This is a genomic window from Psychrobacter sp. TPE 89C (assembly GCF_055522395.1).
The window spans coordinates 35,762-55,084 of the sequence record NZ_JBVFXW010000010.1; the positions used below are offsets into that span (position 1 = coordinate 35,762).

16 protein-coding genes are annotated in these 19,323 nt (G+C 44.2%); 3 read left to right on the forward strand and 13 right to left on the reverse strand.

Annotated features, from left to right (window positions below):
- Positions 1 to 41 precede the first annotated feature (41 nt).
- Entirely contained in the window at positions 42 to 1,133 is a 1,092-nt protein-coding gene (locus tag ACZW67_RS05160; protein ID WP_197100931.1) for a PhoH family protein, read from the forward strand.
- A gap of 177 nt (positions 1,134 to 1,310) precedes the next feature.
- Positions 1,311 to 1,925 carry an rRNA maturation RNase YbeY gene (ybeY, locus tag ACZW67_RS05165; RefSeq protein ID WP_465182409.1) on the forward strand — a complete coding sequence of 205 codons (615 nt, stop codon included), beginning with the start codon at positions 1,311 to 1,313 and terminating at the stop codon, positions 1,923 to 1,925.
- Positions 1,926 to 1,933: 8 nt separating this feature from the next.
- Here ybeY and ACZW67_RS05170 read toward each other — a convergent pair whose 3' ends face one another.
- Positions 1,934 to 2,809 carry a mechanosensitive ion channel family protein gene (locus tag ACZW67_RS05170; protein ID WP_465182410.1) on the reverse strand — a complete coding sequence of 292 codons (876 nt, stop codon included), beginning with the start codon at positions 2,807 to 2,809 and terminating at the stop codon, positions 1,934 to 1,936.
- A 114-nt stretch (positions 2,810 to 2,923) separates the two neighbouring features.
- Complete coding sequence (locus ACZW67_RS05175; RefSeq protein WP_465182411.1) at positions 2,924 to 3,811, reverse strand: energy transducer TonB; 888 nt, start codon at positions 3,809 to 3,811, stop codon at positions 2,924 to 2,926.
- 534 nt (positions 3,812 to 4,345) lie between these two features.
- Here ACZW67_RS05175 and ACZW67_RS05180 point away from each other — a divergent pair.
- Entirely contained in the window at positions 4,346 to 5,143 is a 798-nt protein-coding gene (locus ACZW67_RS05180; protein ID WP_201589988.1) for a hypothetical protein, read from the forward strand.
- 108 nt (positions 5,144 to 5,251) lie between these two features.
- Here ACZW67_RS05180 and ACZW67_RS05185 read toward each other — a convergent pair whose 3' ends face one another.
- From ACZW67_RS05185 to nuoE, 11 genes are all read right to left on the reverse strand, one after another.
- Positions 5,252 to 6,085, reverse strand: coding sequence for a ferredoxin--NADP reductase (locus ACZW67_RS05185; protein ID WP_465182412.1), 834 nt, complete (start codon positions 6,083 to 6,085; stop codon positions 5,252 to 5,254).
- A gap of 269 nt (positions 6,086 to 6,354) precedes the next feature.
- Positions 6,355 to 7,833, reverse strand: coding sequence for an NADH-quinone oxidoreductase subunit NuoN (gene nuoN, locus ACZW67_RS05190; protein WP_110922269.1), 1,479 nt, complete (start codon positions 7,831 to 7,833; stop codon positions 6,355 to 6,357).
- A gap of 3 nt (positions 7,834 to 7,836) precedes the next feature.
- Positions 7,837 to 9,462 (reverse strand): NADH-quinone oxidoreductase subunit M, encoded by a 1,626-nt coding sequence (gene nuoM, locus ACZW67_RS05195; protein WP_110922268.1) that lies wholly within the window; start codon positions 9,460 to 9,462, stop codon positions 7,837 to 7,839.
- Between the two features lies 1 nt (position 9,463).
- Positions 9,464 to 11,338 carry an NADH-quinone oxidoreductase subunit L gene (gene nuoL, locus ACZW67_RS05200; RefSeq protein ID WP_465182413.1) on the reverse strand — a complete coding sequence of 625 codons (1,875 nt, stop codon included), beginning with the start codon at positions 11,336 to 11,338 and terminating at the stop codon, positions 9,464 to 9,466.
- A 4-nt stretch (positions 11,339 to 11,342) separates the two neighbouring features.
- Positions 11,343 to 11,651, reverse strand: a complete 309-nt coding sequence (gene nuoK, locus ACZW67_RS05205) for an NADH-quinone oxidoreductase subunit NuoK (protein WP_041753378.1) — start codon at positions 11,649 to 11,651, stop codon at positions 11,343 to 11,345.
- 98 nt (positions 11,652 to 11,749) lie between these two features.
- A complete protein-coding gene (nuoJ, locus tag ACZW67_RS05210) occupies positions 11,750 to 12,469 on the reverse strand; it encodes an NADH-quinone oxidoreductase subunit J (RefSeq protein WP_465182414.1) in 720 nt (239 codons plus the stop codon).
- Positions 12,466 to 13,014, reverse strand: a complete 549-nt coding sequence (gene nuoI, locus ACZW67_RS05215; protein WP_110922265.1) for an NADH-quinone oxidoreductase subunit NuoI — start codon at positions 13,012 to 13,014, stop codon at positions 12,466 to 12,468. Before nuoI ends, nuoJ begins: the two co-directional genes overlap by 4 nt.
- Before the next feature lie 55 nt (positions 13,015 to 13,069).
- Positions 13,070 to 14,113, reverse strand: a complete 1,044-nt coding sequence (gene nuoH, locus ACZW67_RS05220) for an NADH-quinone oxidoreductase subunit NuoH (protein WP_465182415.1) — start codon at positions 14,111 to 14,113, stop codon at positions 13,070 to 13,072.
- Position 14,114: 1 nt separating this feature from the next.
- On the reverse strand, positions 14,115 to 17,210 hold the full coding sequence (gene nuoG, locus ACZW67_RS05225; RefSeq protein ID WP_465182416.1) for an NADH-quinone oxidoreductase subunit NuoG: 3,096 nt from the start codon (positions 17,208 to 17,210) through the stop codon (positions 14,115 to 14,117).
- Between the two features lie 10 nt (positions 17,211 to 17,220).
- On the reverse strand, positions 17,221 to 18,645 hold the full coding sequence (gene nuoF / locus ACZW67_RS05230) for an NADH-quinone oxidoreductase subunit NuoF (RefSeq protein WP_465182417.1): 1,425 nt from the start codon (positions 18,643 to 18,645) through the stop codon (positions 17,221 to 17,223).
- The gene (gene nuoE, locus ACZW67_RS05235) at positions 18,642 to 19,151 is read right to left on the reverse strand and encodes an NADH-quinone oxidoreductase subunit NuoE (RefSeq protein WP_465182418.1); all 510 of its coding nucleotides are present in this window, start codon (positions 19,149 to 19,151) and stop codon (positions 18,642 to 18,644) included. Before nuoE ends, nuoF begins: the two co-directional genes overlap by 4 nt.
- Positions 19,152 to 19,323 lie beyond the last annotated feature (172 nt).

Here is a 19,323-nt window from a genome sequence, read left to right on the forward strand (position 1 = left end):
CTTTGGGCACACTATAAAAGGATAATCGCTTGACTGATTCTATGAGCCGCCGTATAAAGTTTGAATCATTGACGCCAGCACAGCTTAAAATCGTGCTAGGTGAATATAATAATCACATGAAATATATTCAAAAACGCCTCGATATCAAGATCATGCAGCGTCAAGGTGACTTTTGCCTGAGCGGTGATGTGACCGGTGTTGAGCGTGGTGAACGTATTATTTACAAGATGGTAGATGAAGCTCAAAACAAAAAAGACATCAGTGCAGAAGAGTTGCATCTCATCATCCAATCGAGCATCTCTCGTGACGAAGACATGGCAGCCGATGCACAACAGGCAGAAGATGCTGCCGAAGAAGAAGACTTCGATGTCGTTAGTGAATTTACGCCAGTTAGCTTGCGCACCCGTAAAGGTCGTATCATTCCTCGCGGTGGCAACCAGCAAACCTATGTCCAAAGTGTGCTGAACTCTGACGTCTCGTTCGGTATTGGCCCTGCTGGTACGGGTAAGACTTACCTAGCTGTTGCTTGCGCCGTCGATATGCTCGAGCGTAATGAGATTGAGCGGATTTTACTCGTGCGTCCGGCCGTAGAAGCTGGTGAAAAACTGGGATTCTTGCCTGGTGATTTAACGCAAAAAATCGATCCTTACTTACGTCCATTGTACGATGCGTTATATGAGATGATCGGTGTTGAAAAAGTTGGCAAACTGATCGAAAAACAAGTCATTGAAATCGCTCCCCTTGCCTATATGCGCGGTCGTACATTAAACAACTCGTTTGTTATCTTGGATGAAGCGCAAAACACCACGCCTGAACAGATGAAAATGTTTTTGACCCGTCTGGGTTTTGGCTCGCGAGCCGTGATCACTGGTGACGTGACCCAAGTGGATTTACCCCGTGGTCATAAGTCTGGCTTGGCACAAGCGATGGAAATCTTAAGCGGTATTGAAGAGATTCATATCACTAAGTTTGACTCAAAAGACGTGGTACGTCATCAACTGGTGCAAAAAATCGTCGAAGCCTATGATGTGTTTGATGAAGAACAAATCATATTAGAAGAAAAGCGTAAGTTTGAGCGCATCAAAGAGCAAGAGCGTAGACAAGCCATCGCTAATGCCGCAGCCAAGCTATAAGATGGTAGGTTTGATATTTGCCACCTTAGAAACGCAAATATAGAAACGCAAAACCGGATTACTGATTAGTAGTCCGGTTTTTTGCTGCTAGACTGATGGTTAGCGTTCGTAGGTTAGCCTTGATCAGTTCGAACAAATTAAATGAATGACATGATAATAAAGTAAGGAGAGAACAACGTGAGCCAACTTAACGAAACAGACAGCTTTAATCTTAATGAGGCATCTAAAATAGAAGATAATAATGCAAACTTAGCAGCGCTAGATATCAGTGCCACAGATAGCATCAATGATGAGCTTCTTGATGCTTTTTATCATCGTGACACGCTACTACCTGTAATGATGGCGACTTTAGATTATATAGATGGGCGCATCAATAGTGGTTTGGTGCTGCCTTATTTTGCAGACATTGATGTTGAGTTATGGCAAAAAAAAGCCAAATCACTCGATATATACATTACTGATGCGACTGAAGGTCGTGAGTTGAATCTAGAAGCACGAGGCAAGGATTATGCGACCAATATTCTGTCTTATCCTAGTGACTTGCCAGCCGCTATCATCGGGCTGATGCCGACCCTAGCGCTTGGTGAGCTGATTATTTGTCATGATGTGATCGTGCGCGAAGCCGCAGAACAAGAGAAAACAGTTGCACAGCACATTAGCCACTTGTTAATACATGGTGTGCTGCACTTACTGGGATTTGATCATGAGCTCGGACAGGCCGAGCAAGATGAGATGGAATTTTTTGAAATTGAGATTTTAGCAGGTCTAAACCTCCCAAATCCTTATACTTAATTCAGCAACTAGTCTTTTGTCATTGGTAACTTCTGTGATTGATTCATTTGATTAATCATCTGATCCAATCCTTTGACATGGACACTACGCTGCGGGAATGGAATTTCAATCTTCTCATCATCAAGTGCATATTTAAACTGCTCTAGCAAATCACATTGCATCGTCCACCAATCGTCATTGGTGGTCCAAACATTTAAAGTCAAATCAACCGAATTGTCACCCAAATTGGTCACACTTACGACAGGTGCAGGATCAGTAAATGCCAGTGGGTTATTTTTTGCTAAGCTGAACATTACCTCTTTAGCCATTTTGATATCTGCATCATAACCAATACCGACAGTGATATCGACACGGCGACTAGGCAATGCCGTATAATTAATAACTGCTGAGGTCGTAATATCACCATTAGGAATGATGACATCGTGATTGTTTATCGTCATCAAATGAGTATTTACCAAGGTAATCTCTGTTACCGTACCACTATAGCTGCTAATCTCCACATAATCACCACGTACAAACGGGCGGAAAGTCACAATCATGATGCCAGCGGCAAAGTTAGATAGCTGATCTTTTAGTGATAAACCAATTGCAACAGCAGCACCACCTAATATGGCAACGACCGAGGTTGTCTGCACACCAACCTTGCCAAGCGCTGCTAATACAACGACAACCAATAGCACACCATAGATCAAACGACCTAAAAAGCTAGCAACAGTATCATCTAAGCGGCTACGTAGCATGACTTTTTCTGCAATTGCGACCGCTTTTTTGGCAAGCCAACGACCCACGACAAATATTAAGATTGCTAGTACCACTTTGGTGACCAAGCTTAATGCACTAGTGGTTAACGTGGCAATATCTATAGTAAAACCTAAAAATTCCATAATTATCATTTACCTTATGATTGTGTTTGAGGGTTTGAGGGTCTATCTTGTCAAAACAAGTATAAAAAATGAATCGTCACGCTATTTTTTACCATTAATTACGTTCAAACCATCTTAATAAGTGACAGCAACTTTATCGCTGTATTGATAAGTACGGATCAAACGCAACTCGACGATATCACTCATCTCTTTGGTAAATCCACCAAAAGGAGCAGCTTGCCTGACTGACTGCTTAGCCGCTTCATCTAGTATCGTTGAATTTGAACTTTCAAGCAAGCGAATGGCTTTGATATTACCATCCTTACTAATGATGACCATGAGACGTACTTCACCAGTGATACCTTGCGCGCGGGCTTGTATCGGATAATGTAAATTACCAATACGTTCGACATGCTCACGGAAAGTATCGATATAGTCTGCCGCAGCGCCGCGCGTCGTCGAATTACTGTCTACTGTCACTACTTTAGACTTGGTGGCATAGAGCTGCTGGCGCTGAGACAACTGTGCTTCTAACGTCGCTATTTGCTTACGTATCCGCTCTTCTTGAGCGATCACATCATCTTGTGCTTCTTTGCTATCATTGTCAGACTCTACATTGGCTTGGCGCCAGCTCAATGTAGTACGCAAATAGCTCTCTTGATACTGCTGCTGTCGAACTTGCCGTTGCAAGCTGATCACATCTTGTGTTTCACTCATTTTCTCAGCGGACAATGGGCTAATCTGATCGGTTTCTTGTCTCAATTGCTCTTGTACTGTGCCGCCGCCTTCTTGGGAGGCATTAGCAATAAATTGAGCATCCTCATTCGGCTTCATATTATCGGTGAGCGATTTTGCGACATCTTGCATCATCGCAGCAGGGTCTTTGCCCATAGAAAAACTAATGCCAAAAATAATAAGCGCATGTACACCAACTGCGATAACAATAGCCACAGGTAAACTAATATCTCGCTTAGGTACTTGTGCAGAAAAATGATAGCTTTGTGAATCTTTAATATAGGCCACAGTCAATCTCAGCTTATGGGTACGAGCTTATAAGTAAAAGACAACAAATAATAAGCATTGTAATGATATGTATGATTTATTCTGGCGCTATCATACCATGACATAGAATCATGTCACTACGAGAACCTCTGAGTTAGCAAGCTAACCCACTCACGCAATATTTAAAACCTTCAGTAAAATGATTAAAAAACGCACCGTTAAACTTAATGCAAAACCCATAAGCCAAATCAAAGAGCGTTAACGACTGGGTTGTAAGAAGCTTAGATATTAACGTCTATATAATGAATACAGACAAATACAATAGGCTTTTTTATTACCCATGGTTTATATTTTCTAAAAAATAATCGTTACCAATGCTATATTCTGATATTCAATATCGACCGAATGAATGACTACAAAGTACATGTGTGCATTTTGAAGCCATCATATTTGATATATACTGTTTAATAAGCATCGTATTATCAATAAAAGCCCATCGACCATTTTTTTGATTAGCGATTCTGAGCGCGCGCTATACAATGATGCACCCCTATAATGATAAGGATAAGAAGTTTGAGTGATTTTGATAACATGGATACTTCAGACAATTTTGACGAATTCTTTGACAATTTAGGCTATCGATTCGACGAGTCGTTTAGCGGTGGTTGGGAGCGCCTTACCCAATCTATCAGACAGATATATGATAGAACAACGGATAAATTTGAAGATGAACTTGCGCTGCCAGTGACACAAGAGTACGTCAATGACTCGCTACAGAAGTTCGTCACTGACAACGTAAAGGCAATCCTAGAGTTGCGTGTTGAGATGCATGATGACTGGTTTCGTTTGTACTGTACGATTAACGTGGCAGGCATTTATGTGGAAATCGCGAGTAACTTTGGCTTGATTCATGTTCAGCTCGATCGTAATGTCCAACGTTTTGTATTTGGTCAGCAGACATATACTGACGTACTCAACTTACGCTGCGAGTCTTTTCTTAAACGCCAAGGTGTCAAACTGTTCGTCTGGTTCTATCACAGTATTCTTAAAAAAGATCCGTTAGGATTTCTGCTCTCTTATATCAATATTGCCCGTGCAAAAGATGAAATCATCTACATTGATATCAATCGCTGGCTAAAAAAGAATAAAAAAATCATGAGTACCTTGCATAAGGTACAAGTAAACTATGGCGAGCTTGAAGAAGAGCAAATGATTTTAAAGACTCAGATTAATTATCGTGACTTACTAGCCGCAAGTAGCAACGAAGATATCATTAGTGACGATGATGAACCTGAGTTGATGCAAGGTCCTGTCAATCCCGTAGATGATGCGACTGAACCAAGCCAAGTTTAACTATTTCACCGTATAAAAAACGCTGACCTTCAAAAACAATAGTCTTTGAAGGTCAGCGTTTTTATTTTGTCACAGCAAATCTATAGAATACTCAAACCAGTTATATGGCTACCAATAGTTTTCTACAGCGATATTGCCCTCGCCTCGGCGATTCATCACCAGTCCTAGCGACTTTAATGCTTCTTTGGTGTCATCCACCATATCTGGGTTGCCACATAGCATGACATGGGTAGTATCGATATCTAAATCGATGCCTGCACGTGCTTGCAACGTGCCATCTAGCAGTAGCTTGGGCAGACGTTCTGACAACGCACCGTCGACAGGCTCACGAGTCACGATAGGGATAAACATTAATTTTGCCGGATTCTCAACCAACGAACCAAAATCTTCTTGTAAGCTTTCAATCTTTTCAACATAAGCGAGCTCTTCTATCGAGCGCGCGCTATAAGCCAATACAATGTGCTCATAATCTTCCCATGTCTTCAAATCTTGTAGCATGGATAAAAATGGTGCCAGACCCGTACCTGTTGCGAGCAACCATAGATCCTTGGGCAGTGGCTTTTGATAACGCGCCAATGTCAAAAATCCAAATGGCAAGGTATTAAGAAGTAACTCATCCCCTACTTGTAGATGTTGCAACTGTGAGGTAAATCCCCCTTCAGGGATGACGATAGAGAAAAACTCTAATACTTCGTCGAATGGTGAAGAGATAATCGAATAAGCGCGAAAGACATCCTCATTCAATGCCTCATCAGATATCTCAGCATCAGACATACCACTCTGCTCTGTATAGTACTTCAATCGACTGGGATTGACACCCAAGCGCACGAACTGACCGGCAGTAAACTTAAAGCTGTCAGGACGGCTGACCGTAAAACTAAATAGGTTGGGCGTCCACGTGGTTTTGCTAAGCACGGTTACCGTTTGAATATTGTCACTCATAAGAAATGGCCACTCGCTTTTTATTGTTATAGTCAGAGAACCACTAAATAGCTACGGCGTTACCCTCCTTAGATGTACGACTTGTACTATCTGCAGTCGGCTGTCTTGTAGCTGTTTTAGACTTCTTTGACTATAGTTATTTTTATAAAAACTTTAAACGATACAAAATAAAAGATGCGCCAAGCTTATCACAAAGCTGGCGCATCTTGGTTTTCTAACCGTAACAGCAGATAAGCCACATGCAGCGACTTATCTCACCTCTCTCAAGACTACCAGATACGTGCCAAACTTGACCATTCAATCATATTACTTGGCAAGATACCGAAGAAGATAATCATCGCTGTCACCGCAATAATCATGATACCGCCAGTACGCATCGCCCATTGTCCAGAGACGTCAAACTCAATAAACTGTTTAGGACGTTTGAACAGCGTAAGCATCACGCGCAAATAATAGAATAGACCAATCGAGCTGCCTAAAATAATCATTGCTGCCAAGAACCAGTTGGTTCCTTGTACCGCAGCCAATATGGCAAATAGCTTAGTGATAAAGCCTGCCGTCAATGGAATACCCGCCAATGACAACATCATGATAGTCATGACAGCAGTCAGCACTGGACGACGCCAGAACAGCCCTTGATAATGAGTCAACTCATCAGCTTCACCAGATAGACGATAAGGACTCGACATGAGAGTCACTACGCCAAAGGCACCGATAGAGGTCAACGCATAAACAGCCATATACATACTAGAGATGCTATCCGCTGCCGTACCAATACTGACAATCACGATCATCACATAACCCATATGGGAAATAGAAGAATAACCCAGTAGGCGTTTCAGACTGGTCTGACGTACGGCTAACAAGTTACCGACCAAGATCGACAAGGTCGCCATTACCATCAATAGCATTTGCACAGAGGGCAGTGCTAGCAAAGCGGTATCAATTAAGAAGCGAACCGCAAGCGCCATCATCGCAACTTTTGATACGGATGCCAAGAAGGTCGCAATAGGCGCTGGTGCACCCTCGTACACATCTGGCGTCCACATATGAAAAGGTGCAGCAGACAATTTAAATGCAATACCAAACATCATCATCGCCGCGCCCAATATCAACAGTGGCGATTCAAAAAGATTACTCAATTCCACACTAATAGGCTTAAAGGCCAGTGACCCTACTTCTGCATAAATAAACGCCATACCCATCAATAAAGTGGCCGAGGCCGTTGCAGATAGCACTAGGTACTTGAGACCAGACTCTAGCGAGTTTTTGCGCATATAGGTGTATGACAGCATACCGTACAGTGGTATAGACAGCATTTCTAAGCTCATAAAGAATGACGCTAAATGCTGAGCACTGACCATCAGCAAAGCACCAATCGTCGATAACAACATGAGCAGATACAGCTCTTCTTTATTATCCTTAAGGTTTGCTAAGTACGCATAAGACAACGTACAACAAGCCAATGCACAGATAAAAATAATCACCATATTAAACTGAGCAAAGTTATCAATCACAAATAACTGTTCAGCACTTGGTATCATGGTTCCACTATTCACGATGCCAGTCATTTGACCAAGCAAAGTAAATAAACCAATGTTTAAGCCAACGACCGTAACTGTACCCGTCACCATATGGGAGCGTTTAACTGCGATGGCAATCATAACCACCAGTACCGTAATCACTACAGTAATGATTGGCGCATAAGGCAACAATCCCATCAAATCATTCATCGTAATATCATTCATGACTTAACGTGCCTCCATTGCATCAAGCAGGTGCGACGCATCTACTTGTGTTACTTGACTATAGGTATATGCATTGTTAATCCACTGCATCGCGTGACTTGATGTATCAAGGAAAGGCTGTGGATATAGACCTAACCAGACCAGTCCAGCAGCTAGCATAAGTAACAACGACAACTCACGTTTGCCCAAATCTTTGAGTTTGCGCGGTGGCAAACCATGTGATTTGGTTTCTTGTATTGCGACTGCTTCGATGTTGTTTTTACCAAATAACGCGCGATGAATAAGAATCAGCGAGTACAGACCTGCTAATACTAAACTGAATGTTGCAAAGACTACAAACACAGGATACTGAGCAAATGAGCCAAATAAAATCATGAACTCGCCAATGAAGTTACCTGTACCTGGGATACCCAGTAACGCTGCACAGAAGAACATCAATATCGGCGCATAGTAACGGAACTGTCCCCACATACCGCCCATCAAGGTCAAATCACGTGTGTGCAGGCGCTCATATAACTGACCTGCCATAATGAACAATGCCGCTGAACTCAGACCGTGTGCCAACATCTGAATCATCAGACCTTGCAAGCTGAGTAATGTACCAGCATAGATTGCCAATACTACAAAACCCATGTGCGAGATACTGGTATAAGCCAGCAGACGCTTCATATCGGTCTGCATAAAGGCTAACCATGCACCGTAGAAGATACCAATCGTACCTAAAGTAATGGCAATCGGTGCAAACTCTTGTGACGCTACTGGAAACAATGGCAACACAAAACGAATCAGACCATATGCCGCAGTTTTAATCAGTACACCCGCCAAATCCACTGAGCCTGCCGTTGGTGCTTGTGCATGCGCATCTGGCAACCAACCATGGAAAGGGATAATTGGCAATTTCACCGCAAAACCGATAAAGAAACACAGCATGATTGGATATTCCCAACCACCCAACGACGTACCAAGCAAGTCATTATAATTAAAGCTAACCACACCTTTTTGGGCATAGCTAATAATGACCAACATCAAGATACCAATGAGCATGATAAGCCCAGAAGCTTGGGTATAAATAAAGAACTTGGTTGCTGCATACTCTTTGGTTTTGCCAACCACATCATGACCCCAAATCGCGATCAAGAAGTAGATAGGAACCAGCATCATCTCCCAAAAGAAGAAGAATAAGAACAAATCAATAGCTAAGAAAACACCAATGACGCCGCCTAAGCTCCATAACAAGTTCAGATGGAAGAAACCAACTCGGCGTTGAATCTCATTCCACGAACAGGCAACCGCTGCAATACCGAGCAGTCCTGTCAAAGCCACCATCATCAGTGACAAACCATCTAACGCTAAATGAAAGCTGATACCAAAGCTCGGTATCCATGGCACACTGAATTCAGCGACCCAAGGCACGTTTGCGCTCGGAGCAATCACTTGCTTACTCATTCCGCTAAAGTCACCGTAATGCCACAATACTAGTGACAATACAAAGGTCAGCGTCATGCCGATTAAGGCAATCCAGCGCGGTAGACGTTTATTAAACCGTTCGACCAACCAACATAGCAATCCTGCAATAAAAGGAATTGCGATTAATGCTGGTAGCATCCACGTTTGTTGTAACTCAATCATCTTATACCACCGTCATCATTACCAGCACCAGCAATACAGCCATACCCAAGCCAAAGCTTGCAGCATAACCTCGAAGTGACCCTGTTTGCGTCGCAGACAACACCTTATTACCTGCTGAAGCCAGCTTAGGTAGGATGAGCCACGTTTTATCAATAGGGTCGGCTTTAAGTAAGCGGCCGATGAACAAAAAGGGTTTTACAAAAATTACATCGTATAGCGCATCAAAACCTAGGCCATGATAGCACCAGTGATATAGCGCCCCACCAATACGTGAGCGCTTAAAGCTGGTAAGCATTCTACCTTTATCTACGACGTATAATAATGCTGCCAATATCAAGCCCGCGCCCATTGCACCCATCGCGATATACTCTGCAGTATGCTTAGCATGCGCTTGACCCGCGACTTCTAATAAGTGACCGACACTCTCTGGTAAGACACCATCTAATGGCGGTGTAATCCATGCACCAACGGCTGTAGATAATACTAGCAATACCGTCAAAGGCAACCAATACGACATACCTGATAATTTGTGTGCAGGCGTTTTTTCTTCACCAAAGAAGATAATCCAAATCATACGGAATGTATAAATCGCGGTTAAGAAAGCGCCGAACACACCCATATAGAACAATACTAGATGACCTGTGGCATAAGTCTCCCAAAGAATCGCTTCTTTAGAATAAAAGCCAACGGTGACCCAAGGTATGGCTGCAAGTGCACCACCACCGACGACATAGCACCAAAATACCAATGGTATCTTTTTGCGTAGACCGCCCATCTTGAAGATATCTTGCTCATGGTGTACTGCAAGGATAACCGCACCTGATGATAAGAACAGCAATGCCTTGAAGAACGCATGCGTCATCAGATGGAAGATAGCGCCTTGCCATGCGCCCACACCGAGTGCTAGGAACATATAACCGATCTGACTCATCGTTGAATAAGCAAGGATACGTTTGATATCCGTCTGTGCCAGTGCACAGAAACCTGCAACGATGAGCGTCAATGCACCGACACCACCGACCCAATACAATAAGATCCCAGGCGTCAGCTCAAACAATGGATGTAGACGGGCGATTAAGTAAACACCCGCTGTGACCATCGTCGCGGCGTGAATCAATGCCGATACTGGTGTTGGACCTGCCATCGCATCAGCAAGCCACGTATGTAGTGGTAGCTGGGCTGATTTACCCATCGCGCCACCAACCAACATCATCGTAGTCAGCATCATCGTTGGATTGTTGATATCGAATACTTCTGGGGCGCGCGTAATAATATCTTGAATATTAAGCGTACCAAATTCACGGAATAACAAAAACAAACCAAACGCTAGGAACACATCACCCACACGCGTGACGGTAAAGGCTTTCATCGCGGCACGGCCGTTGGCTCTGTCATGGTAATAAAAACCAATCAACAGGTAAGAACAGATACCGACGCCTTCCCAACCGAGATATAGCAAGAACAAGTTATCTGCCAATACCAGTAATAGCATGCTAGCAACGAACAAATTCATATAGCTAAAGAAACGGGCAAATCCAGTGTCGCCTTTCATATACCAAGCGGCAAACAAATGGATTAAAAAGCCAATACCTGTAATAACGCCCGTCATCGTTAGTGCCAAGCCGTCAAAACTAAGACCAAAGCTTGGCGCAAAATCACCCACTTGGAACCATGTCCACAGCGGAATCTCTACGACCGTTCCAGCTGGGTTACTGGTTAAAAAAGTATAGCTAACGAATAGCGTACATAGTGCTGATAACAGCATGCTACCCACACCGACAATCGCTGCCACCTGCTCTGTTAGCTTGTCGCGCATAAAGGCTAAAATCAAAAAGCCAACGAGCGGGAATATAAAGGTTAATGGTAATAAACTCATGACATCATCCTTTCATCTCATTGGCGCTATCGACATCTAAATGCCCACGCTGATGATAAAACCGCAATAATATTGCCAAACCAATGGCGGCCTCTGCTGCTGCTAACGTCAAAATAAAGATAAACATAATCTGTCCATCTGGATCGACCCAACGGCTACCTGCCACCACAAATGCTAGTGCTGCCGCGTTCATCATGATCTCAAGGCTCATAAGCATAAAGAGAAAATTGCGACGTACCATGACACCGCATAGACCGATAGCAAATAAAATACCTGCCAAAATCAATCCATGGCTCATGGGTATCAGGCCCAATACCTGTTGCACCTCAACAGCTGGCTGTACTAAGCCTGCTACTTCATGGGCAAACGGCACATTCGCGACCTCTTGTGCCACGCTCGCTGCTAGTACCATTAGTCTGACTCCTTGCGCGTGACTTTCTTCGTACCTACATTCATACTGACATAATCAAGCGGGTCAACATCTTTGTATTCATATGGCCGAGCCATTTCTACAGCATCATGTTGTATATGAGTACTTTCATTGTCATATTGCTTGATACTACCCACACGTGGTGTGAGTGCTTGACTGGCATTACTGTCAACTTCGTCATCTATAGACTCTTTGCCCAGATGATAAGCGGCGACCAGAGCAGCTAGTAATAATAATGCCGCCACTTCTATCAGCATGACATATTTAGTAAATAATACCGTACCGACTTCTTTCGCCGAAATTGACGTCACACCAATCATTGCTGCTTCGTCATGATTGAGACCAATCATCGCATATAGCACAACCGCGATAATAATCGTCAATCCCGTTGGTATCGCCCAAGTGCCTGCATCGAGCCAGCGTTCTTCACGCTCATCATTGCTCATGCCCAAGTTCAGCATCATAATGACAAAGACAAACAGCACCATAATGGCACCAGCGTAAACAACGATTTCTAGTGCCCCTGCAAATGGCGCACCGAGCACAAAGAATATGCCAGCAATCGCTAACAATGACACAATCATCGACAAAATAGCATGCACCGGATTGGCTTGGGTCACCACGCGCAAACTGGCAAATACTGCCACTGCTGCGAGCGAATAAAACCCTGCCAACTCAGGATGGTTCAAAATATTCATCATGGCAGCAAACTCCTTAGATCAATAGGTGCAGCTTCATTTTGCGCCGCCCCTTTTGGTTTGTCCGCTACCGCCATACCCGTCACACGATAATAGTTATAATCGGGATATTTACCTGGTCCTGAAATAAGCAAATGCTCTTTTTCATAGACCAAATCTTGGCGCTTATATTCACCCAACTCAAAGTCAGGTGTCATTTGAATGGCTGTCGTTGGACATGCCTCTTCACACAATCCGCAAAAAATACATCGCGAAAAGTTGATTCTAAAAAACTCTGGATACCAGCGGCCGTCTTCACGTTCAGCTTTCTGTAATGAGATACAGCCAACGGGACATGCCACAGCACATAAGTTACAAGCAACACAACGCTCATCACCATCAGGGTCACGCGTCAGCACAATACGTCCACGAAAACGCGGCGGCACTGGTACGGGCTCTTCAGGATAAAGAATGGTGTCGCGTGGCCTGAGCGCATGACTATTGACCATCCACATACTGCGAACAATGGTAAATATACCAATGACGGTCTTTTTTATGGTAGTAAACATGGGATTATTATCCTTATCAGCTTTACCCTAGTTCATCAATGATGGCTAGTAATGATTACAACGTTGGGGAAAAGATCAAAATGACTGCAGCAGTAACCAACAGATTAATCAGTGTTACTGGCAGACAGACTTTCCAACCAAAATTCATTACCTGATCATAGCGCGGACGCATAAGTGAGCCACGAGCCAAAACAAACATCGTCATAAAAAACAGTGTTTTAATCATGAACCAAAAAGCTGGTGGAATAAATGGAATATCTAAATTAAAAGGTGCAAGCCAACCGCCAAAAAACAAGCAAGTCATCAATGCAGAAATCAAGACAACGTTGACATATTCTCCGATAAAGAACATACCAAACTTCATGCCAGAATATTCAACATGATACCCTTCGGCCAGCTCTTGCTCTGCTTCTGGTTGATCAAATGGATGTCTATGCGTAACGGCAACACCGGCCACCACAAAAGTTAAAAAGCCAAAAAACTGCGGGATGATATACCAACCGTCTGCTTGTGCTTCAACAATAGCACGTAAGTTAAATGAGCCTGTCAGTGCAACCACACCCATCAAAGACAAGCCTAAAAAGACTTCGTAACTGATGGTTTGTGCCGCTGAACGTAGGCCGCCCAATAACGAGAACTTGTTGGCAGAAGCCCAACCACCGAACATCACTGCATAGACAGCAATACCTGCCATGGCAAAGAAGAACAGAATACCGATATCCCAATCAACCACGCCAAGCATTGGCGAGATAGGAATGATGGCAAATGAGGCCAAGGCAGTAAACATTGCGACCGCAGGTGCCAATGTAAACATAAACTTATCGGTAAAGTTCGGTGTCCAATCTTCTTTAAAGAAGATTTTGAGCATATCAGCGACCAGCTGCAACGAACCAAATGGACCCACACGGTTTGGACCATAACGATCTTGCCATAAGGCCAACATACGGCGCTCATAGATAATCATCATCGCCGCAACCAATACCACGACTAAGAAGATAACCAGTGACTGCCCAACCAGAAATAAGATAGACCAAGCATCAAAGCTTAGGCTACCAGTCAAAAAGCTTGGCACATCAGGGATAATACGGGTAACTTGCATATTACACCTCCTGTGTGGTGATCAGCGCTGCGTTCATTTGCGCAGTATCGTTATCGTTAATCATGTCATTATTGTTCATCATATCGTTAGCCATACTGCCCATCATAGTGACTGGTGCATCAACTTTACGTACCGATGCTGGCATCGACGGGTGAATGATACTCACCTGCCCAACTGGGTAACCGATACAACCTTCTGCTAAGTAACCGACGATCTGTACTGGCAAGGTGATTTGTTGCTTATCAATCTCAATCGCCAAGTAATCACCAGCAGCAATATTCCAGTCCTTAGCATCATCCATACCGATACGCCATGCGGCAACAGGTAATTGCTCAGCGACGACTGGACTACGAGAGGCCATCATTGAGCTGGCGTAGATATTATAGATAGGTACTAGTTTCGCTTGGCCTTGCTGCATATCTGTTGTAGTCGCAGACATTGCTTCTGGCGCAACATATTGGCGTGTTTCTAAACGTGCTAGCTGATCAAATAATCGTACGCCTGGATCACCATTTTTGAGATGACCGCCGACTTTGTCTTGGTATTTGTTCCACGCTTGCGGTGAGTTCCAGCCTGCCGCGTTGGCAAAAGGAATCATCGAGCTTGGTGTTTCTTTACCGCTATAGCCTTCCATTGAGAAAGTTAAACCGGTGTCTAAATCTTTTGGCTGCATCGGCTCATGGACGGATATCGGGGCACGCATAGCGGTACGACCTGAATAGCGGCGTGGCTGACGCGCAATCTTAAGACCAGTCATACGGTAAGCAGCATCAGGTGCAGCGCCTTTAATCCCAGCAAGCTTAGGATGGGTTGCGATCAATGCATTGATGACATCATCTAGCTGTGTCCAATCGACATCACGACCTTCGATGCTGCTATGCACTGCATGCAACCAGCGCCAGCCTTCTTTGATACTACTCATCGGATGGTAATATTCATTATCATAAACTTGGAAGAAACGCTGGGCACGGCCTTCAGCAGATATCAATGTGCCGTCTGCTTCTGCAAAACTAGCCGCTGGCAATACGATATCGACATCTTTATGCCAATCAAGCAGCTGATGATCCAGTGCAATGACGGTTTTATCCGTCAATAGCTGCGTCAATTTATTGGCATCAATGGCATCAGTCAGCTGATTTTCAGCAACGATAACCACATCGAAATCAGTCGCTAACAACTCTTCTACTGATTGACCGCCGAGCATGCAAACACCCATGCTATTAGCATCGGTAACCGTTAAGTAAATACCTGCTTGTGCCTGATACTTACTGTTCACTTCTTTTAATTCGAGCGGTTCGGCAGGAGCGCGTTCTACATCATCTTGCGCTTCTGTATTCACGCCCGTTTCAGGTTTGTTTGGCTTAGCAGATAAGTCTTGATCTTCTTCAGGCTGGTCATTAGCAGACTGCGCTTGAGCTTTTACTTTGGCGTTATGCGCTTCAACTTGCTGCTGTTCAGTGGCTTTGATTGCCGCGCGTTTTTGCGTCAATGCTTGAGTAATCTGCGCCGCTGCTTCTATCAATGCGGTAGACGATAAGCTACTACCCGAGATGACCAATGGCTTATCGGCTTGAATCAAGTCATAAGCGATTTGCTTCGCTAATGCTTGCATACCGTCAGTCTCAGTACTGGCATCAGTATCTTGTTCAGCCGCTTGTGGATCTACTATCTCTGCTAAATCATCAGCAAAGTTAGCAATTTCATCAGCGACTTTAAAGCCAAGCTTAGTGATGTCTTCAGGTGTCGCCACCACGCTCACTTTACTGATATCTTCTAGCTTGGTCTGCGTCACATCAATGACATAGACTGGGCTTAGCGCATCTTGAGCAATACGTTTAACTGGTTCTGCAAGCCAAGGTTGCGTTTGCAATGCCGCTGCCATTTTCAGGCCTTCGTTTTTTGCGGCTTGGCGTACTGACAATGCGACACGCGATGAAGTTTGAGTGATATCTTCACCCAATACTAATACTGCGTCATGGCTTTCAATGTCCGTCATACTTGGGTTATAAATGCCGTCGGTACTTAATACTTCGATGCATTTATTAACCAGTGCTTGCTGCTGATGGTTCAAACCTGTTGAAAAGTTATCAAAGCCCACGAGATTTTTTAGCGCAAAGTTGGTCTCTAAACTGGCACGTGGTGAGCCAATACCGATGACTTTTTTATCTTTGATACGTTTGATGGTTTCATCTAATGCATAATCGATATTGATTTTGACATGCTTATCATTGATACGTTCAAGCGCTTGCGTTGGACGATCGTCGCGATTGACATAGCCATAACCAAAGCGACCACGGTCACATAAGAAATAGCGGTTTACTTCACCGTTATAGCGGTTTTCGATACGGCGCAATTCACCATAACGCTCACCTGGTGAAATATTACAGCCAGCCGAACAGCCATGACAGATGCTTGGCGCATACTGCATGTCCCATTTACGGTTATAACGTTCAGAATGTGTTTTGTCAGTAAATACACCGGTTGGGCATACTTCCGTTAAGTTGCCTGAGAATTCGCTTTCGAACTGACCATCTTTATCACGACCAAAATACACACGGTTGTTTGAGCCATAAACGCCCAAATCTTCACCGCCTGCATAGTCTTTATAGAAACGTACACAACGATAGCAAGCGATACAGCGATTCATCTCATGCGCGATGAATGGGCCAAGCTCTTGATTGTGATGCGTGCGCTTGGTAAAGCGATAGCGACGACGGCTATGACCTGACATATATGTCATGTCTTGCAGATGGCAATGCCCACCCTCTTCACAGGTTGGACAATCATGTGGATGGTTGGTCATGAGTAACTCAACCATCGACTTGCGAAACGCTTTGGCTTCATCATCAGTGACCGAGATGTACATGTCATCGCCAGGGGCGACCATACATGACATCACAAGACGACCGCGACCTGCTTCCATATCTTCTTTGTTTTGAAATTGCTTGACCGCGCACTGACGGCACGAGCCTACTGAGCCAAGGGCTGGATGATAACAAAAATAAGGCACATCAATGCCGAGTGATAAACAAGCTTGTAGCAAGTTATCCGCGCTATCTACTTCGACAGTGGTTCCATCAATATGTATGACTGCCATGCCGCTCTCCTTATTTCACTACTGGCTGTTGATTGGCTGCAGCATCAATGATATCTACACCAACCGCCTGAGTGATTTTTTGATCAAACTCTGGACGGAAATATTTAATCGCACTCATTAGTGGCTCCATCGCACCTGGCGCATGCGCACAGAATGTTTTACCAATCCATAAGTCACGCGTGAGGCCTTCTAGTTTTTCCACATCGCCTACTTGCCCTTCGCCATCGTTGATAGCAGTAAGTAGTTTGACGCCCCACGGTAAACCATCACGGCATGGTGTACACCAACCGCAAGATTCGCGTTGAAAGAAAATTTCGAGATTGCGAACGAGTGGCACCATATCTTGAGCTTCATCCACCACCATAATCAGCCCAGTACCCATACGGCTACCTGCTTTTTGAATGGTGTCAAAATCCACCACCACATCTAAATGCTCAGTGGTCAAAAAGTCAGTAGAAGCGCCGCCCGGTAGCCAAGCTTTGAGGGTTTTGCCTGCTTGCATACCACCCGCTAAATCTTCAATGATTTCGCGTGCCGTATAACCAAATGGTAACTCCCACAGACCTGGGTCATTGACCAAGCCTGAACAACCAAACAATTTCGTACCTGGCGTTTGACTCTTACCTTTAATAGTAGATAACGACTGATACCATTCAACGCCATGGTTTAAGATGGCTGGCATGTTGCATAAAGTCTCAACGTTGTTGACAACCGTTGGACGACCCCATGCACCAGAAATTTGCGGGAAAGGCGGTTTGGTACGTGGGTTAGCACGGCGACCTTCTAGACAATTAATCAATGCGGTTTCTTCACCGCAGATATAGCGTCCAGCACCAGTATGCACATGCAAGTTAAAGCTAAAATCTGAGCCTAAAATGTTCTTACCCATTAAATTATTGGCCAAGCATTCTTCGATGGCAGCGACCAAACGTTCAGCGGCCAAGATGTACTCACCGCGGATAAAGATATAACCGTCAGTTGCACCAATAGCATGAGCGGTAATCAACATACCTTCAATCAGCTGAAACGGTAGACGCTCCATCAATAGACGATCTTTAAAGGTACCCGGCTCCATCTCATCAGCATTACAAATGAGATAACGCGGTAAGCCATCTGGCGGTGACATAAATGTCCACTTCAAACCAGCATTAAAACCTGCACCGCCGCGGCCTCTGACGTTGGCAGCTTTGATCATATTGCCGACTTCTTTAGGCGATTGACTCAAAGCTTGCTTTAAACCAGTGAAACCTTTTAGAGATTCGTAGGTGGCCAAATCAAGCACTGCGTCATGATGTGCTAGACGCCATGTTAACGGCTTGGTTTCGCTAGTCGCTGTGGCTTTATCACCATAAATTGGAATGCGCTGCTCATTAAGCTGGCTTGGCGCTTTGCCTTGGCTACGTTGAGCAATCTGCTCTGAAAGCGTTAATCTCATGCGTATAGCTCCAATAATTGCGTTACTTCTTCAGGCTGGACAGGGCCATAGGTGTCTTCGTCAATCAACACAGCAGGACCCTTATCACAGTTACCTAAACAGCAAATTGGCAATAGCGTAAAACGACCATCAGCCGTCGTCTGACCATATTCAATACCCAGTTGCGATCTGATTTCAGCCGATAACGCCTCATAACCTGTCAAGAAACAAGCCACTGAATCACAAATAAGGATGACATGGCGACCAACAGGCTGACGATAAATACGGTTAAAGAAAGTAGCGACCCCATCCATATCTGACATTGGAATATCTAGAATATTGGCAATGGCATTGACTTGTCCATCATCGACCCAGCCGTTGCGCTTTTGCACAATTTTTAGTGCATCTAACGAGGCAGCACGCGCCTGTGGATAATGGTGCATAAACTCATGAATAGCCGCAATTTCCTCGCTAGTGAGGATGCTTGCCACATCTACTTTTGGCATTTTGTCGGAAACAATTTTCATAGTCTTCTATCTGTCCTCACTCATCACGCTTTATCAGCTAATAGCGGCAGTTTTACGAGTGTCGCTACATGGCAAGATATCAGCATTTTGGTGTGCCATTTGGCAATGATATATTGATAAACGTATTTCTTTAATAACGATAATTTTCTGATCACAGCATCAACGATCAAAG

What these genes read in the sequence shown, in the direction of transcription:
- ACZW67_RS05180 (WP_201589988.1), top strand. Translation starts at nt 4,346, where the DNA reads ATGATAAGGATAAGAAGTTTGAGTGATTTTGATAACATGGATACTTCA.
- nuoN (WP_110922269.1), bottom strand. Translation starts at nt 7,833, where the DNA reads ATGAATGATATTACGATGAATGATTTGATGGGATTGTTGCCTTATGCG.
- ACZW67_RS05160 (WP_197100931.1), top strand. Translation starts at nt 42, where the DNA reads ATGAGCCGCCGTATAAAGTTTGAATCATTGACGCCAGCACAGCTTAAA.
- nuoF (WP_465182417.1), bottom strand. Translation starts at nt 18,645, where the DNA reads ATGAGATTAACGCTTTCAGAGCAGATTGCTCAACGTAGCCAAGGCAAA.
- nuoJ (WP_465182414.1), bottom strand. Translation starts at nt 12,469, where the DNA reads ATGATGAATATTTTGAACCATCCTGAGTTGGCAGGGTTTTATTCGCTC.
- nuoE (WP_465182418.1), bottom strand. Translation starts at nt 19,151, where the DNA reads ATGAAAATTGTTTCCGACAAAATGCCAAAAGTAGATGTGGCAAGCATC.
- nuoH (WP_465182415.1), bottom strand. Translation starts at nt 14,113, where the DNA reads ATGCAAGTTACCCGTATTATCCCTGATGTGCCAAGCTTTTTGACTGGT.
- nuoG (WP_465182416.1), bottom strand. Translation starts at nt 17,210, where the DNA reads ATGGCAGTCATACATATTGATGGAACCACTGTCGAAGTAGATAGCGCG.
- ACZW67_RS05185 (WP_465182412.1), bottom strand. Translation starts at nt 6,085, where the DNA reads ATGAGTGACAATATTCAAACGGTAACCGTGCTTAGCAAAACCACGTGG.
- ACZW67_RS05170 (WP_465182410.1), bottom strand. Translation starts at nt 2,809, where the DNA reads ATGGAATTTTTAGGTTTTACTATAGATATTGCCACGTTAACCACTAGT.
- nuoL (WP_465182413.1), bottom strand. Translation starts at nt 11,338, where the DNA reads ATGAGTTTATTACCATTAACCTTTATATTCCCGCTCGTTGGCTTTTTG.
- nuoM (WP_110922268.1), bottom strand. Translation starts at nt 9,462, where the DNA reads ATGATTGAGTTACAACAAACGTGGATGCTACCAGCATTAATCGCAATT.
- nuoI (WP_110922265.1), bottom strand. Translation starts at nt 13,014, where the DNA reads ATGTTTACTACCATAAAAAAGACCGTCATTGGTATATTTACCATTGTT.